The organism is Pedobacter suwonensis, assembly GCF_900111825.1.
In the GTDB taxonomy this organism is placed as follows: domain Bacteria; phylum Bacteroidota; class Bacteroidia; order Sphingobacteriales; family Sphingobacteriaceae; genus Pedobacter; species Pedobacter suwonensis.
Genome location: NZ_FOJM01000011.1, coordinates 1 through 18419 on the forward strand (window position 1 = coordinate 1; position 18419 = coordinate 18419).

Annotated in this window: 12 protein-coding genes and 1 pseudogene; all 13 read right to left on the bottom strand. The window is 40.0% G+C overall.

The window, feature by feature from the left end; all coding sequences use genetic code 11:
• Positions 1-329 precede the first annotated feature (329 nt).
• Positions 330-1406 carry an agmatine deiminase family protein gene (locus BM107_RS14815; protein ID WP_090984671.1) on the bottom strand — a complete coding sequence of 359 codons (1077 nt, stop codon included), beginning with the start codon at positions 1404-1406 and terminating at the stop codon, positions 330-332.
• Positions 1407-1633: 227 nt separating this feature from the next.
• The gene (locus BM107_RS14820; RefSeq protein WP_090984675.1) at positions 1634-2509 is read right to left on the bottom strand and encodes a carbon-nitrogen hydrolase; all 876 of its coding nucleotides are present in this window, start codon (positions 2507-2509) and stop codon (positions 1634-1636) included.
• Positions 2510-2815: 306 nt separating this feature from the next.
• Entirely contained in the window at positions 2816-3958 is a 1143-nt protein-coding gene (locus tag BM107_RS14825) for an efflux RND transporter periplasmic adaptor subunit (protein WP_090984677.1), read from the bottom strand.
• A 6-nt stretch (positions 3959-3964) separates the two neighbouring features.
• Positions 3965-8332, bottom strand: coding sequence for a CusA/CzcA family heavy metal efflux RND transporter (locus BM107_RS14830; protein WP_244278818.1), 4368 nt, complete (start codon positions 8330-8332; stop codon positions 3965-3967).
• A 72-nt stretch (positions 8333-8404) separates the two neighbouring features.
• On the bottom strand, positions 8405-8785 hold the full coding sequence (locus tag BM107_RS14835) for a hypothetical protein (protein WP_134204803.1): 381 nt from the start codon (positions 8783-8785) through the stop codon (positions 8405-8407).
• A gap of 214 nt (positions 8786-8999) precedes the next feature.
• Complete coding sequence (locus BM107_RS14840; protein ID WP_090984682.1) at positions 9000-10964, bottom strand: SPFH domain-containing protein; 1965 nt, start codon at positions 10962-10964, stop codon at positions 9000-9002.
• A 473-nt stretch (positions 10965-11437) separates the two neighbouring features.
• On the bottom strand, positions 11438-11659 hold the full coding sequence (locus BM107_RS14845) for a cysteine-rich CWC family protein (RefSeq protein ID WP_090984684.1): 222 nt from the start codon (positions 11657-11659) through the stop codon (positions 11438-11440).
• Between the two features lie 195 nt (positions 11660-11854).
• Positions 11855-14239, bottom strand: a complete 2385-nt coding sequence (locus tag BM107_RS14850; RefSeq protein ID WP_090984686.1) for a ribonucleoside-diphosphate reductase subunit alpha — start codon at positions 14237-14239, stop codon at positions 11855-11857.
• A 160-nt stretch (positions 14240-14399) separates the two neighbouring features.
• A complete protein-coding gene (locus BM107_RS14855; protein WP_090771670.1) occupies positions 14400-15371 on the bottom strand; it encodes a ribonucleoside-diphosphate reductase small subunit in 972 nt (323 codons plus the stop codon).
• A gap of 455 nt (positions 15372-15826) precedes the next feature.
• Positions 15827-16207, bottom strand: a complete 381-nt coding sequence (locus tag BM107_RS14860; protein WP_090984688.1) for a septal ring lytic transglycosylase RlpA family protein — start codon at positions 16205-16207, stop codon at positions 15827-15829.
• 144 nt (positions 16208-16351) lie between these two features.
• Positions 16352-16855 (bottom strand): methionine-R-sulfoxide reductase, encoded by a 504-nt coding sequence (locus BM107_RS14865; RefSeq protein ID WP_090984690.1) that lies wholly within the window; start codon positions 16853-16855, stop codon positions 16352-16354.
• Positions 16856-17031: 176 nt separating this feature from the next.
• A pseudogene (locus BM107_RS25320) lies at positions 17032-17256 on the bottom strand (GxxExxY protein); the annotation flags it as partial.
• A 113-nt stretch (positions 17257-17369) separates the two neighbouring features.
• Complete coding sequence (gene sucD, locus BM107_RS14875) at positions 17370-18242, bottom strand: succinate--CoA ligase subunit alpha (protein WP_090984694.1); 873 nt, start codon at positions 18240-18242, stop codon at positions 17370-17372.
• Positions 18243-18419: the final 177 nt, after the last annotated feature.

Below are 18419 nucleotides of genomic sequence, written 5' to 3' on the forward strand. Positions count from 1 at the left end.
TCATGCATTTCCGTATAGCTAGGCCATAGCACCGTATCACCGTTCTACTTAAAACCGGCCTAATAAATTTTTCGGACTGCACTGTTCTAGCCATAACACTGGCTTTGAAAGAAAAATTTTCAGCCGGCATTTTTTGTTACTTTTTGATGCCAAAAAGTAAGAGCCCTTCGGCGGCGGTGAGCCGAGGCAAGAATTGTGCGAAGGAAAAAACGTCAATCATATTGATTTTTATATCATAAATTATCCCTCAGGATGACAATCGGATTGGATATAAATTGTTAACTGCTGAATTGCTAAAGACTGGAAACTTAAAACTGCAAACTCAAAACTTAAACCGCCGGTTCCTGCTGACTCAAACAGTGAAAACTTCCCAATCCCCAAATAATATCGACTGAGTTAATACCAATCACCTTGCGATCGGGGAAACAGCCCTGGATAATATCTAAAGCTTTTTGGTCGTTCACATCATCAAAAACAGGCACAATTACAGCCGCATTAGCAATGTAAAAATTAGCATAAGACGCTGGCAAACGGGTATCATCATAGATAACCGGCGAAGGCATAGGTAACTCCACAATATTCAATGAGCGGCCATCCTTTAATTTCATCGCCTTTAACGCGTCTAAATTTTCCTGTAATAAAATATAGTTTTCATCCAAGGGATTACTTTCTACAACAGTTAAAACGGTATCCTCGTTTACAAAACGGGTAATATCATCAATATGGCCATCAGTATCATCCCCCACAATGCCATCGCCGAGCCATAATACCTGATCCTGACCGTAATATTCAAGCAGGTACTTTTCAATCTGTTCTTTGGTTAAATGTGCGTTTCTGTTCTCGTTCAACAGACATGCAGTAGTGGTTAAAACTGTACCGGCGCCATTAAACTCTACCGAACCACCTTCCATTACAATATCAGGATTGAATAATGGTAAATTAAAATGTTTTGCAATTTTAGTAGGCACAACATCATCCAAATCAAACGGTGGATACTTACCGCCCCAGGCATTGTAACCCCAATCTACTACTGCTTTTTCATTTCCTTTAACCACAAATGCAGGCCCATGATCGCGACACCAGGCATCATTGGTTTCGTTGAAATAAAATTCAATCTGCGTTAAATCGGCATCTGCTTTTTGAAGTTCGGCAACGGCAAAAGCTTTCATTTCTTCATCTTTTACATTGATCCGTACCTTTTCACCTTCGGCAACAGTTTTAATAAACTGACAGTAAGGTTCATAAATAGTTTCAATCTTACCAGGCCAACTGGCCTCTTTGTGCGGCCAACTTAACCAGGTAGCCTCATGTCTAGCCCACTCAGCAGGGAAAGCATAACCTTGCTGCTTAGGTGAATAATCGAATTGATTGATATTTAAATCTTTTCTTGGCGGAAAGTTTGACATCTAATTTTAATTTATAAAATGAATGGTTCGTGAGGACACGAACCATGGATTTGGATGTTCGTCATCTCGATTGGAGCGCAGCGCAATGGAGAGATCTATTGATAAAAATTGAAGATTAGATTTCTCGTCTCCGTTTCACTCGCTCGAAATGACGATTTTGGACGTTTATTAAAATAAACAATCCTCCATAGTTGTTCGCTTTAAGCTTTGGTCTTTAACCTTTCCGCTTAGTCCCCATCAATATACCTTTTCGTAATCGGCTGGTAAGAATCAATTCTTCTGTCTCTTAAAAATGGCCAGTGCTTGCGCATAAAATCACTTTCATCGAGGTTCAGCTCCACAACTTCGGTTTCTTCCTGATCATGTGATGCTAAATAAAGCAACCGACCCTGTGCATTGGTTGCAAAACTGCCGCCCCAGAATTTCATGGCACCATCTTGTTCAAAGCCAACACGGTTTACACTCACCACCGGAACGCCATTGGCCACAGCATGGGAACGTTGAATGGTTTGCCAGGCATTGTATTGATCCTGGTTGGTTTCCTCATCCTGATCGGTAGCCCATCCAATTGCTGTTGGATAAAACATGATATCGGCCCCCATTAATGCGGTAATGCGTGATGCTTCAGGATACCATTGATCCCAACAGATTAGAATGCCGATCTTCGCAAATTTGGTTTGGAAAACCTTATACCCCAAATCACCTGGGGTAAAGTAAAATTTTTCGTAGTAAGCCGGATCATCAGGAATGTGCATTTTGCGATACTTACCTAAATATGATCCATCGGCATCTAAAACAGCAGTGGTATTGTGGTACAGACCTTCAGCGCGTTTTTCAAACAACGAAGCAATAATTACTACACCCAATTCTTTAGCAATTACCTGTAAAGCATCGGTTGACGGACCTGGAATAGCTTCTGCAAGATTGAAATTATCGTAATCTTCAACATCACAGAAGTATAAGGATGTAAAAAGTTCCTGCAAACATACAATCTGTGCTCCTTTTGCAGCGGCTTCCCTTACTTTCGTAATCGCTTTATCTAAATTTTCCTGCTTATCTTTAGTACAACTCATCTGCACTAAGCCAACTTTTACTTTCTTCATGTTTTCTGAAATGAGAGAATGAGAGAATGATTAATTGAGAGAATGTTATTGTAATTTTAAACTACATTCACTCCTTCAAAAATTCAATCATGCTAAATTAACATGCAAAGTTACTATTTGTTTAAGAGTAGAACGGCATAAAATTGTAAATATTGGGATAAATCGGCTTCAATCATTTATGTTAAGATGAGGCATTTTGTTTTTAAAATTCAATGCCCAAAAAGCAAAAAAATATGCTGCAAGTGCTTCATTTATTTTTTTGAGGCATTGTGCAGCATACTTAAATATTTGGTATTCAGACCGAAGTTATTCGCCCTCTTCTCCTCCGTTTTTCATTTTCATTAAAAGTGCATAAGCATTTTTTGTCACCACAGTGCCCAGCTGTTTATTGGTTTTAATTTCTATAAACCCATCCACTGTTGTTCCAATTTCTACAGGAACCATTTTGTACAGCCTAGTACCAACTTCCTCAAAAATGTAATATTTATTTTCCCATTTAACTATGGCATCTTCCGGCACGGCATCAACGGTTTCGTTGCCAACAGAAATGGCCGCATTTAGAAATGAGCCTGGTAATAGTTTATGATCTGAATTTTGAATATCACAGTGTACGGTTGTGGTCCGGTCGTCTTCAATATTAGGCGTAATCAGATGTATTTTAGCGATATATTTCTTTTCGGGGTTTGTTGTCGTATTGCAGATCACTTCTTGTCCTTTTTTTAAACTGGCCGCATCTTTTTCAAATACAGTAAGGTTTGCGTGTAATTCTCCCGGACCAATTAATTCAAATAAAATATCGGCTGCATTAACAAATTTGCCCGTGTTTACATTAACCTTAGTAACGTATCCACTAATGGGCGAATAAATTTTAATATTACGGGTGATCGAATTTTCATTTAAAATTTCAGGATTAATGCCAATTAGCCTCAGTTTTTGAGCAAGTGCTTTTACCAAAACTTTTTGGTTATTATAATCGCTTTCAGTTTGCTGAAAGATTTTATCACTCGTTGCCTTGGTTTGATTTAGTCCCTTTTGCCTGGTATAATCTGCCGCCAAAAACTTCAGTCTGTTTTGAGAAGTTAAGTAATCTTGCTGGAGTTGGATGTACTGCTGATCTTCGACGGTAGCCAACACTGCTCCTTTGGTAACAAACATTCCGGGCATCATAATCATTTTCTTAATATAGCCGCCCATAGGCACACTTACGGAATAGGTATTTTCTGGTGGCACATCTACAACACCATTAACATTAATGGTACTATGCATCGTTTTTTGTGTGATTTTGCCGGTTAAAATCCCCGCATTTTTAACTTGTGCGTCGGTAAGTTGTACCTCGTCTGTGTTTGCTGCTACAGGTTTTTCTGCCTGTACGGTTTCTTTTTTATCCGCACTGCTGCAAGCCATTAGAAGTGACATGCAAACCAATCCTGCTAATATTTGAGTTCTCATTTTATCTTATTTATCTGTGGCTGTAATACGTTCAATTTCAAACGCAGCTTCGTTAAATTGCTGCACTTTATCATAATATTCTGCTTTGACCTGTATAAACTGGTTAACCAGGATCACCCAATCCAGATAGGCAATCTCGCCGGCATTGAGTTTATCAGATGCCGTTCTAAAAATATCACCAGCATTCCTTAAAGCGATTTTATGGTAAGAGCCGATCAGTTTTTTAAGCCTGTTATACCGTTCAACCGAGTTTATTAAATTATTATCCAAAGTTTTTTTTGTTAAGGCCAATTCTTTTTCACGCTGTTGGATGAGGATGCCATTGGCTTTGATGCGGGAATTTTGCGCACCGAAAAAGATTGGAATTCCAATGCCAACACTAATTGAAGAAAACCTTTTACTTTTGTCGAAATATTGCTCTGCCCCAATACTGTTGGTTTGCCAACCAATAATACTCGAGTTATTATAACCAAAACTTAAAGAAGGCAGCAGTTTACTTTTTTCGAGGGCCTTCTGTTGCCTGGCCAACACCAACTGTTCCTCTCCCAATTTTAGTAAAGGATGGCTGATCTCTTCCTGTTTCAATAAAGGCCTTGTGGCGTAAAGCAAGCTATCAGCCTCCGGCTGCAGGTTTTCATTGCTGTTTAACAAAAACTTAAACCTGTTTTGCACCAGTGCATAATCTGTTTTAAGCAACTCAAGTTGATTGTTGATTTGCTGCTTTTGATTTTCTGCAGTACGAAGTTCAAGCAAATCCACATCGCCTGATTTAAAACGCTGGGTAGATTTATCCAGAAATGCACCATAAACGCTATCGGCCCAAAGCAATAATTTCTCTTTTTCACTTAATAACAAAAGGCTGTAGTAGGCGGATTTCACTTCGGTTTTCAAGTCGAGCTGGCGCGCATCAACTTCAATCTCACTGATGCGCAAATTTGTTTTATGGGTAGCAAATTGCCTTGCATAAACAGTCGGGAAATCGAGTGTTTGTACAACAGAAAATTTATTGTCATTCTCCAGACTGTTGAATTTGCCATAATCGAAACCAATTGCTGTTTTTGGTGCGTCAAAGCTACTTTTGGCAATTTGCTGATAATACTGAACGTTGGTTTTGGCAACCTGCAACGAAATGTTGTTTTTAACGGCCGTATCTAACGCCGCTTTTAAGCCGATGGACTTCTGCGCATTCGTATTTAAGGCTCCAAAAAGTATGATGAGTACAGTTAACGCAAGTTTATTTTTAGGTTTGAAATAAGAAAAGCCCTTTTCAAATAATATGTATAACATGGGCAAAACAAATAATGTTAATAACGTAGAAATTAATAAACCACCAATAACCACTGTAGCCAATGGTTTTTGAACTGCACCGCCTGCACCGGTACTGATGGCCATGGGAATAAAACCAAGTGATGGGACCAATGCCGTCATTAAAACGGCACGAAGTTTTGATTTTGTAGCATGGATGACAATTCTTTTTACATCTGTCCAACCCTCTCTTTTTAACCGGTTAAATTCTGAAACCAGGAGAATTCCGTTTAATACGGCTACACCGAAAAGGGCGATGAAACCTACACCGGCCGAAATACTAAAAGGCAAGTCCCTGATCCATAAAGCAAATATGCCACCTGTTGCGGAAAGTGGAATAGCGGTATAAATTAAAAGTCCTTGTTTAACAGAACTGAAAGCAAAATACAGGAGCAAGAAAATTAGCAATAAGGCGATCGGTACTACAATTGCCAATCGTGATTTCGCTGCCGTCATATTTTCAAAAGAGCCGCCATAAGAAATGGTATAACCTTTAGGTAAGTTAAGTTTTGCAGCTGCTTTCTGCTGTAGTTCCTCTACAATCGACTGCACATCCCTATCCTTCACATTAAACCCAACAATGATCCTGCGTTTGGTATCTTCTCTTTGAATCTGGTTAACTCCTTCCACTTCTTCAATATTAGCAACCATACTTAAAGGCACCTGATTACCGGATTTGGTTAAAACCATCAGGTTTTCTACATCTTTAATATTTTTCCGGGCTGCTTCGTCAAGGCGTACCACCATATCAAAACGTTTTTCCCCTTCATAAACCTGACCTGCTACCTGACCTGCAAAAGCAGTATTAACCACCCGGTTTACATCGCCTACGTTTATGCCATATTTAGCCATTCCGACGCGGTTGTATTTTATTACTACCTGAGGCATTCCCGTAACCTGCTCCTCGTAAACATTGATAACTCCTTTAACGGTACCGATTATGGTTCCTAAACGTTTGGCATAACCAGCCAGCGAATCCAGGTCTTCACCGAATATTTTACAAACTACATCCTGCCTTGCTCCGGTCATCAGTTCGTTAAACCGCATTTGTACCGGAAATTGGAAACCCACGGTAATACCAGGAATTACTTCAACCGCTTTGGTCATTTTGGCACTTAATTCCGGAAATGATTTAGCAGAAGTCCATTCTTTTTTGGGTTTTAAGATTACCATCATATCCCCTGCTTCAAAGGGCATGGGATCTGTTGGTACCTCGGCACTTCCTATTTTGGTTACGATCTTTTGCACCTCAGGAAACTTATCCAACAGAATTTTCGATGCTTTTTGTGTCGTTTCAATCGTATTATTCAGGTTACTACCGGTGAGCAAACGGGTTTCAACGGCAAAATCGCCTTCTTCCAGCTGTGGAATAAATTCCCCACCGAGGGTACCCATTATAAAAATAGAAATAGCGAACAAGGAAAGTGTAACGACGAGAATGGTTTTTGGAAAACGGAGTACCTTGCTCAAGATGGGTTGGTATTTTCTCTCTATCCAGGCCATCAGCTTATCGGTTAAATTTTTCTTGTGGCTGATGGTTTTATTCAGGCATAAAGCCGACATCATCGGTACATAAGTGATGGACAAGAGAAATGCGCCAAGAATAGCAAAAGCAATGGTCCAGGCCATGGGTTTAAACATTTTACCTTCAATGCCTTCCAGCGATAAAATAGGCAGATAAACAATCAGTATGATAATCTGGCTAAATACTGCCGATTTAATCATTGATCCGGTTGATTTTTCCACCTCATTATCCATCTGGTTTTGGTCTATTTTACCGATAGCCCTAAAGTGTTTACTGTGCGAAAAGCGGTGAAGAATGGCCTCTACCACAATTACAGAACCATCTACAATTAAACCGAAATCTATCGCTCCAAGCGACATCAGGTTTCCGCCAACTCCAAACTTATTCATCAATATGATCGCAAAAAGCATAGATAGCGGGATCACAGAGGATACGATCAGGCCTGCACGAAGATTCCCTAAGAAAAACACCAGTACAAAAATCACAATCAGCGCACCTTCCATTAAGTTGGTCTCTACGGTACTAATGGCATTGTCAACCATTTTTGTTCTATCCAGAAAAGGCTCGATCACCACGCCATCGGGAACCATTTTTTGAATTTTCGCAATTTTATCTTTAACCCGTTTTACTACCACAGAAGAATTTTCACCTTTTAACATCATCACCACAGCACCTGCAACTTCACCCTGGGCATTATAAGTCATCGCGCCATAACGTATGGCCGAGCCATACTGAACCTTGGCAACCTGGCCCATTAAAACAGGCATTCCGTTATCAAGCGTTTTTACCACAATCTTTTCAATATCGGCCAGATTGGTTGTTAATCCTTCGCTTCGGATATACAAAACAGTTGGTCCCTTTTCAATGTATGCCCCGCCTGTATTTTCATTGTTTTTTTCGAGGGCATCGAATATTTCGGCAATGGTTAATCGATAGGCTTTAAGTTGGTCTTGCCGCACCGCAACTTCGTATTGTTTCAGCCTGCCGCCAAAACTAGATACTTCCGCGACTCCGGGCGTACCTAAAAGTTGCCTTCTTACTATCCAATCCTGAATGGTACGCAATTCCTGTTCATTAAATTTGCCTTCGTAACCTTTTTTTGGCCGAACTACATATTGATATATTTCGCCTAGGCCTGTTGAAACAGGAGCCATTGCCGGCGAGCCTATGCCCTGTGGAATTTCTTGCTGCACCTGCTGTAAGCGTTCGGCAATTTGCTGCCTTGCCCAGTAAACATCGGTTTCTTCAGTGAAAACGATGGTAACCAAAGAAAGTCCGAAACGTGAAAAACTCCTGATCTGTTTAAGTCCTGAAATACTGCTACAGGCTTGCTCAATGGGAAATGTAATGAGGCGCTCAATATCCGGTGCGCCCAATGATGGAGAAACGGTAATAACCTGCACCTGGTTATCGGTAATATCAGGAAGTGCATCTATCGGTAATTTAGTAACCTCGTAAGTACCCCAACCAATCAGTGAGCATACGAACAAAGCAATAATCAGTTTATTCCGGATGGAAAAACCGATGATTTTATTTAACATCATAACTTAAATTAAAATAACAGACATATCCAGAAGCCATGGGAAATGGTTCTGAAAAAATTTGAACAATAAATTTTAAGCTATGGCAATGGGTGGGCGAAACAGGCTTCCGAAAGCAGGATTACTATAGGAATTGGTGTAACTGAAAGTTTTCCTGGTATGTATATTCAGGCATACTGCTTTTAGTAAAATAAATTTTTCTGCCGGAACACCGATTGAAATGATATGATGACCATCAATTTTTTTGAAAGGAAGTTTCATATCCTCTTCATCATCATGATCATCCAGGTCATGCCCGAAGTAATGCATTTCAAGAAAGTCCATAAAACTGATTTCAGCATTGAGCTGATGGTGTTGTAAAAAGTGAAGAACAAGTTGAGGTGCCTTTATTACTTCGCGAACGGAGGTATTAAAAACGAGTACCGGGAAAAGTAGCAGAAGGACAACTTTATTCACCTTGCAAAGGTAGCAAAGCTTTCAAAATAATTCAAACCTGCGCGTTTATAATATCTGTTACTTACCGGAAAAGAATGATAACTAAAGCTGGTATTCAAAAATGTGTCAAAAATCGAAAAATGTTAGCAGAATAGAGCCAGTACAGCTCAGAAACCGATATCAAAAAAAGCAGATGAACATTTTTAGTACTGTTCACCTGCTTTCTTAAAATTGTTTAGGGATTGATATTATCCTTTTTCGGTTTCGCGTTGGTTTCTACAATTTCGGCAACTGCAACCACTTCCTTACGTTTTTCAGGATCCATTAACTCCATTAGTTTTAACCCTAATAAACCATCCATTGCTGAACCGCCCGCACTGGCATTTCCACCAATCAATACATCCGGGATAAGTTTCACATTGCCTTTGGATAACTCTTCAGTAATTTTGTAACGGGTAAAGTTTTCGCCTCCCAAAGCTTTAACAGCAAGTTCGTAAGCTTCTGCTGTAGATTTACCTACCGCTAAAATTTTACCTGCTTCAGCGCTACCGGTTAACGAAATCTGTTCTGCTTCTGCTGATGCCCGTAACTTAATTGCTTCAGAATCGGCTTGTGCACGTGCTTTCGTAGCCTCAGCTTCAGCATGAGCACGCATTTTGGTAGCCTCAGCCTCTGCTCCTACCGCTAGTTTTACTCCCGCTGCATCACCTTCCGATTTTTTCACTGTTGCACTTGCGGTACGCTCAGCAATCTCCACACTTTGCTGTGCCTTCACAATATCTTTTTGCATATCGGCAATGGCAGTTTCTTTCTCCATTCCCTGGCGGGTTTCCTGTGCTTGTTTTTGAGTTTCGTATGTGACTTTTTGCTCCTCCGCAATTTTACGGTCGGTTAGAGTTTTCATTAGCGATTCTGGTGGAACAATATCACCAATCAACGTATCAACCGCATTTACGTTATATTCATCAAGTACCTTACGGATATGCTCTTTTGCCGATTCCTGACGTTCTTTACGGGTACTTAAGAAGGCAATTACATCGCTGCCCTGCGCCGAGTTACGGAAATAGTTACCGATGGTAGGCTCCAAAACCTGCGAAACCAGATTCACCATGTTTCCAAAACGGGCAATCACTTTTGGCGCTTCGGTAGTGGGTACATGGATAATCTGTGCCACATCCAGGTTAAACGGGAAACCATCTTTGGAGCGCACAGTTATAGTTGATAGATTTTTATCCAGGTTATGTGCTTCACTACGTGCCGATGCCCAGTTGAGTACCAGATTGGTTGTAGGAACCAGCTCTACCTTCATAATGTATTTGTTAATCGGATATTTTCCTGGTCCAAGCGGTTCCAGCCAAACGCCTTTGGATCCTTTAGCCACAATATTACCATGTTTAAAATCAGCACCGGTTAAATCATCACCTTCTTTACCAATAAACGAAATCACCACGCCTACATAACCTATGGCAATCTCAGTCATGGGAATTTCTTCTAACTGGATAGCCCAGGGGTTTAAGTTGTAAGAACCTGCCAGAATTACCTGCGGTTGCAAACCGCGATTACCACCATGCCTTATAAAGGCATCAAAATCCTGAAAATTATTGTGGCCTTCTACCAGTTTACCTGCAATCTGGTTAGCTTCGATCGGCAAACCATCCAGCGTAGTTACAATTCCCACCATACTTTCCTGAATGCGGACCATATCGGTAACCGAAACCTGAAACAACATGGTATTGATCCGGTACGAACCGGAAGTAATGTAAGCGGTTTGCCTCCCCCGCTGACCACCGTTTTCGAGGAACTTTACGGCATCCTGAAAATTATCAGATTCTACTTTTTGCCCCAGGATATTGCCTGTTGGGATTTCGGCCCCGTCTTTAGCCATAATAAGTCCGATTTTCCCTTCAGGGATGATGGTAAATTGCTCCATGCTTACACTGTACTGCCAAAACCACATCCCGAAATATAAGCCCGGCGCCAAAGTTTTTCCCTGGAAACCTGCCTCGCCTCTAATCGCGATAATACGTCCATCCGGTAATTCCCTTGCCGACCCAAAGAGTACAAATTTTTTGGTAATCAGCCCGATCCTGTCTTCAGGTACGATGACCATACCGAATAGGAAACGTAAAATATATTTGTATAAAACAATGCACAACAGTGCCACTAAAACCCACCAGTAATTAGAAATGAGCGCTTCCATAATCTTTTATATTTTTCTTTTTTTTAAGCCTGATAAACCATTTATCAGGCGCGATATGGATATCAAATGATGTGCTTTATTATCATTTTCAGCACTTAATTTGAAACTATTTTTTATTGATTTTAAGGCCTCAAAAACGACTCAGGATCAATTGAGTGCAAAATGTCATCTGCAGATGACATTTCCTGGAATAAGCTGACCGAACGCTTATAATGAGCAAAATTCAGGCATTTTGATTTGTACAAATAGCCTCAGAAATTTTAAATGTATAAATTACAATTAATGCGAAAAAGATGTCCTTTTTTTAGACCTAAGGAACCGACCTAATCGCAGGACAATGCTCATAAAGCTGGACAATGGAAACAATATGGATATTAGTTAACCGAACGCGTTTTTGGAACAACGTTATCAATGCGTTGGTGTTTAGCCAAAGACCAGGTATATAAACTGGAAAGCAACAATTAATTAAAAACTTATACCCCTATTGCTTCTCTGTATTCCTGTTGCAGTTCGAACAGGCATTTGGCACAAAGGCAGCCATCGTAGAGTTCGGAGATATACTGTACTTCGTTAATGCTGAGTTGCACCACACTGCACTGGCATTTAGTATAGGAATTTGCCTTGCATTCAATAGCGCTTCCGCATCTTTCGCAGGGAATGATTTCGTGTTTGCTATGAGTAGAGGTATAAGGCATGAGGTATAAGGTTTAAGTAAAACCTATTGTAATACAAAAATATAAACAAAAAATAAGGTTTTGAGCGTTTGCCCAAAACCTTATCTATTTTATTGCTTTATGATGAGAAGGGGTCGACTATTGCATTAAGATTGCTTCGTGCATCACAATGACGGCGCTAGCGACCTTAAACCTTCTGCCTTCTAACCCGCTACCTTAACCTGAGCAGCTAATACAACCTTCTTCCATGGTACAAACCGGGCCAGTGATGATTTCTTCTGCTACCTGATCTTGTGGAATTTCAGCAGGGATAACAGCTTCAATCGCTTTGCCGCCCTGGTTCTCTACGGTAAACTTAACCGCCTGAGAAGCTGCTTGTGTGCGCAAGTAGTACATACCGGTTTTCAAGCCTTTCTCCCATGCATAGAAGTGCATTGAAGTTAGTTTTGATGTGTTTGGTGCGTTTACGAACAGGTTTAATGATTGCGATTGGCAGATATAGGCACCACGGTCAGCAGCCATATCGATGATATTACGCATCTTGATTTCCCAAACGGTTTTATACAGTTCTTTAATGTAATCAGGAATTTCAGGAATAGCCTGGATTGATCCGTTGGCCAATATGATTTTGTTTTTCATATCATTGTTCCATAGACCTAAAGCGACTAAATCTTTCAATAAGTGTTTATTTACCACCACAAACTCTCCGCTTAATACACGGCGGGTGTAAATATTAGAAGTATAAGGCTCGAAACACTCATTGTTACCTAAAATCTGCGAGGTAGATGCAGTTGGCATCGGAGCAACCAATAATGAGTTGTACACACCATCTTTAACTACTTTTTCGCGCAATGTATCCCAATCCCAACGGCCGCTATCTGGCTTTACGTTCCACAGATCGAACTGGAATTTACCTTCAGATAATGGCGAACCTTTAAACGTTTGGTAAGGACCATGTTTTACTGCCAAATCGTGCGAAGCCGACATCGAAGCAAAATAAATGGTTTCGAAGATATCTTTGTTTAAACGTTTAGCCTCATCGCTTTCGAAAGGTAAACGCAACAGGATAAAGGCATCAGCCAGACCTTGCACACCTAAACCAACCGGACGATGGCGCATGTTGGAGTTTTCGGCTTCCTGAACAGGATAATAGTTGTGATCGATGATCTTATTCAGGTTTAAAGTAGCCTGATAAGTTACATCATATAATTTTTGGTGATCAAAAGCACCGTTGATTACAAAACGAGGCAATGCCAATGAAGCTAAGTTACAAACCGCAACCTCATCTTTAGAAGTATACTCGATAATTTCGGTACACAGGTTAGAACTTTTAATGGTACCTAAGTTCTGTTGGTTAGATTTGCTGTTCGCGGCATCTTTAAACAACATATAAGGTGTACCGGTTTCGATCTGCGAATCTAAGATAGCAAACCAAAGTTCCTGTGCTTTAATGGTTTTACGGCCACGCCCCTCGGTTTCATATTTAGTATACAATTCTTCAAATTCCTTACCGAAACAATCTGCCAAACCTGGTGCTTCGTGCGGACAGAATAAGGTCCAGTTGCCATTATCCTTAACACGTTGCATAAACAAGTCGTTGATCCACAAGGCATAGAACAAATCGCGTGCACGCATTTCTTCTTTACCGTGGTTTTTACGTAAATCTAAAAATTCGAAAACATCTGCATGCCAAGGCTCCAGATAAATAGCAAAAGCACCTTTACGTTTACCTCCACCCTGATCTACATAACGGGCGGTATCGTTAAATACACGTAACATTGGAATGATTCCGTTACTGGTACCATTTGTACCGCCAATGTATGAACCGGTAGCACGGATGTTGTGGATGCTTAAGCCGATACCACCTGCACTTTGCGAAATTTTAGCAGTTTGCTTTAAGGTATCGTAGATGCCTTCGATGCTGTCATCCTGCATGGTTAACAGGAAACATGAAGACATTTGAGGTTTTGGTGTAGCCGCATTGAACAACGTTGGTGTTGCATGTGTAAACCAACGCTCGCTCATTAAATTATAGGTTTTAATGGCGCTTTCGATATCTTCTTTGTGGATACCAACCGAAACACGCATAAACAAATGCTGAGGGCGCTCCACAATCTGACCGTTAACTTTTAACAGGTACGATTTTTCCAGAGTTTTAAAACCAAAATAATCGAAACCGAAATCGCGGTCGTAAATGATCGAACTATCTAAAATATCCTTGTTTTTTTCAATGATCTCATAAATATCGTCAGCGATAAGAGGAGCCTCTTTCTGCGCTTTCGGGTCGAAATATTCGTACAACATCTTCATCGTACCCGAGAATGACTTGGTGGTGTTTTTATGTAAGTTGGAAACCGCAATGCGCGAGGCCAGCAAAGCATAGTCAGGGTGTTTTGTGGTTAACGAGGCAGCAGTTTCTGCAGCAAGGTTGTCCAACTCCGACGTGGTTACCCCATCGTATAAACCTTCAATTACCTTTTTGGCAACGTCAATCGGATCAACAAGATCTGAATTTAAACCATAGCAAAGTTTTTGAATACGCGCTGTGATTTTGTCAAATTGCACCGGTTCTTTCCGGCCATCTCTTTTTAGTACGAACATATTTTATGAGATTTAAATTTTGTATTAGGTAGCGTGTATCAAGTATCAAGACTTGATGATCGCTTTATATTTTTGTAATTTAATTAATTGGTATTAAGTAATGAGCCTCAGGTATCGAGATTACAACAACCTTCCACCCTCAACCGTCTAACCTTTAACCTTAGAAGTCTTCATCTAAAGAAAACGCCTGTGCTTTGTTATCTGCAGCAGTTAATACACCGCTTTTCTGATAATCGCCAACACGTTTTTCGAAGAAGTTGGTTTTACCCTGCAACGAAATCATTTCCATAAAATCGAAAGGATTGGTTGCATTGTATATTTTTTTGTAACCTAATTCCTGTAACCATCTGTCGGCCACAAACTCGATATACTGGCTCATTAATTTTGCATTCATGCCAATCAGGGCAACCGGCAATGCATCGGTAATAAATTCTTTTTCAATCTCAACTGCATCGCTGATAATGCCATGCACTTGTTCTTCACTCAATTTATTGCTCAACATGCTGTACAACAAGCAGGCAAATTCGCAGTGAGAACCTTCATCTCTTGAAATCAACTCGTTACTGAATGTTAAGCCCGGCATTAAACCACGTTTCTTCAACCAGAAAATTGAACAGAAACTACCGCTGAAGAAAATACCTTCAACCGCAGCAAAAGCTACTAAACGCTCAGCAAAGGTTCCGTTATCAATCCAACGTAAAGCCCATTCGGCCTTTCTTTTTACTGCCGGAACAGTATCAATAGCATGGAACAAACGATCCTTTTCTTCCGGATCTTTAATGTAGGTATCGATTAATAAAGCGTAGGTTTCTGAATGGATATTTTCCATCATAATCTGGAAGCCATAAAAACAGCGCGCTTCCGGAATCTGAACTTCGCTCATGAAATTTACTGCAAGATTTTCGTTTACAATACCGTCACTGGCTGCAAAAAAGGCTAAAATATGAGATATGAAATGCCTTTCACCGTCGTTAAGGTTCTCCCAATGCTTCAGGTCATCAGAAAGGTCGATTTCTTCGGCAGTCCAGAAACTGGCTTCCGTTCTTTTATACATCTCCCAAACTTTCGGATACTTAATCGGCAAAAGCACAAACCTGTCTTTGTTTTCTTGTAGTAATAATTCCTGTTCCATACGCTGATGTTTTTAAATCTTATTTTTTTTCAGAGCCGACGAAGACATGCATCCATCAATTTTAATATGATGATTGTAATGTCTTGATCAAAACGCTGCTGTGAAAGTGTTAACCCTATTGCCTGGCAAACAACTGAGTTTTTAGTTGCGAAAATTTAGAATGGTAATCTGAGAGATCTACTTATAATTAACTAAAAACTAAGCTTTTATATTTGTTTCCAAACGCAAGAAGTTAAAGAACTTTGTTATAACAAATATATATACGGAGGCTATTTTTTGTGAACCAAAGTTGTTAACACACCACCCAATTGCTGGGGAAAAACGATCAGCCTAATATCATTTTCAAGCAAAAAAAAAGCTAATTGTTTCTTTTCAAGGCTTTAACAAACAAAAATGAGTGTTAATAACTTAAATTTTAGGAGTATTTTGAGCTGTAAATAGAGCTAAAACGAGTATTATTCAACCGTATAACTGAGTTCTACTTTACCTATGCCTTTACGATAAATACCGATCTGTTTTGCAGCACGTTCAGACAAATCTATAGCCAATCTTTTGGAGAAAGGGCCACGGTCATTTACCTTAACTACCACAGATTTTCCGTTATCCGGATTGGTTACTTTAACCATGGTGCCGAATGGCAGGGTACGATGTGCAGCTGTGAGTTTTTTCGACCGGTACTTGGCGCCGCTGGTGGTTCGGTGCCCTTCGAATTTTCTGTGGTAATAAGTCGCGAGAACTGTTTTTTTGATACGATCCGGTTCATTTGATGAACCAGAATTTTGTGCTTTACCTTGTAAAAACAGGAAACAAAAACTTAATAACAGCAGATACTTCATAGGCTAAATTTTCTTTATCGAGCCAGCAAATATAAGCATTTAGTTTATAATCAATAATTTGTGGAAAAACAGTCCATTTTTGTGCATTAAAAAAGGCGTAAAGCTTATCGCCTTACGCCTCTACCTAACCCATCTACATCCACCTTATTTTTGATCCGGCACAAAGTTCATGGAAATCGAATTTACGCAATGACGGGTGTCTTTATTGGTAAATCCCTCGCCCAAAAACACGTGACCCAGATGCGCACCACAATTGGCGCAAACAATTTCTGTACGTGAGCCGTCGGCATCCGGAATACGCTTAACAGCGCCTTTAATTTCATCATCAAAAGCAGGCCAGCCACAATGGGCATCGAACTTACTTTCTGAGCGGTATAGCGGGGCGTTACAACGTTTACACGTATAAGTTCCTTTATCTGTAGTATGTTCATATTTACCTGTACCAGGATATTCGGTACCCTTATGTACGATTACCCTTTCTTCTTCGGGCGTTAATGGATTCCAGTTCATCTTTTTCTTGGGTATAATTTGTGTCGCTTCTTTTGCCTGTTTTGTTTCTTTCTTATCCTGCTTTTGTGCACAGGCAGATAGCCCTGTAGTTAAAACAACAGCAGAAAGCAAAAATAGTTTATTTAACATCGTTTTCATACCTCAATATACGCTATAGATATTGTTTTGGTTTGCTGGTTTAAGGGTTTGTATTAGTGTTTACAAAGGAATGATAAATGTATCCTGGAGTTTTCTGTTATATGATTGCTTTCAAAAACCTAAAAAGAGCGTCTTCACTTTTTGCCACGGAAACACAGCTCACACGGAGGCATTTTTCATAAAACAACTCGTCGGATCTCCAAAGTTGGTTTACCGAAATTTAAAATCAAACCAACGGTACAGCCGGAGTACTTTAAATAATTAATAGTTTGGGCCAAATCTTCATTAGCAATTCCACTTTTAGATTTGACTTCTAATATAACAGAATCAAAAACAACGAAATCAGCGTAGAAATTATGTGGCAGCAAAATATCTTTATAATAAACAGGGTATTGCTTTTCACGTTCATAATGATAGCAACCCTGTGGCTACTTTGTTTCCGGGCAATCTAACCAAATAAAAAAGCGCTCCGAACCTAATCGAAACGCTTTTCTTTATGTAAATTTTAAAAATCTTACTTTGCCAATTCTTCTGCCATCGCAGCACCGATTTCAGCAGGACTTTCTACTACACGGATACCACACTCGCGCATGATTTTCATTTTTGCAGCTGCAGTATCATCGGCACCGCCAACAATAGCACCAGCGTGACCCATTCTACGTCCCGGAGGCGCAGTCTGACCAGCAATAAAACCAACAACAGGTTTAGTTCCGTTTTCTTTGATCCAACGTGCAGCTTCAGCTTCCATTCCACCGCCAATTTCACCAATCATGATGATACCGTGCGTTTCAGGATCGTTCATTAATAATTTTACGGCTTCTACGGTTGGGGTTCCGATAATCGGATCACCACCAATACCAATCGCCGTAGTAATACCTAAACCAGCTTTAACCACCTGATCTACTGCTTCATAAGTTAAAGTTCCTGATTTAGAAACCACACCTACATGACCTTTTTTGAAGATAAAACCTGGCATGATACCAATTTTAGCTTCATCAGCAGTAATTACACCAGGGCAGTTAGGACCGATAAGCGTCACATCACGATCTGCAATATATTCTTTAACCTGAATCATATCCTTTGTCGGGATACCTTCAGTAATACAAACAATAACTTTAATACCACCTTCGGCAGCCTCCATAATGGCATCAGCAGCAAAAGCCGGCGGTACAAAAATGATCGATACATTTGCACCTGTTTGATCAACGGCATCTTTAACAGTATTAAAAACAGGCTTTTCTAAATGTAATTGCCCACCTTTGCCAGGTGTTACACCACCAACTACGTTTGTACCATAGGCCAGCATCTGCTCAGCGTGGTAAGTTCCTTCGTTTCCGGTAAAACCCTGAACGATAACCTTAGAATCTTTATTTACTAAAACGCTCATGTATCAATATTTTTTTGTGCAAAGCTAATATTATTGAACTGGAATTCAAATCTAAAACCATATTATTTAGTCCGTTTTTTCAGTAAAATGTAAGGAAATGGTTTTAAGCTGAAAGGGGAAAGATTAAAGCTAAAAGCCTAAAGCAAATCAACGATTGTCTTACTGTCATAAAAAAGA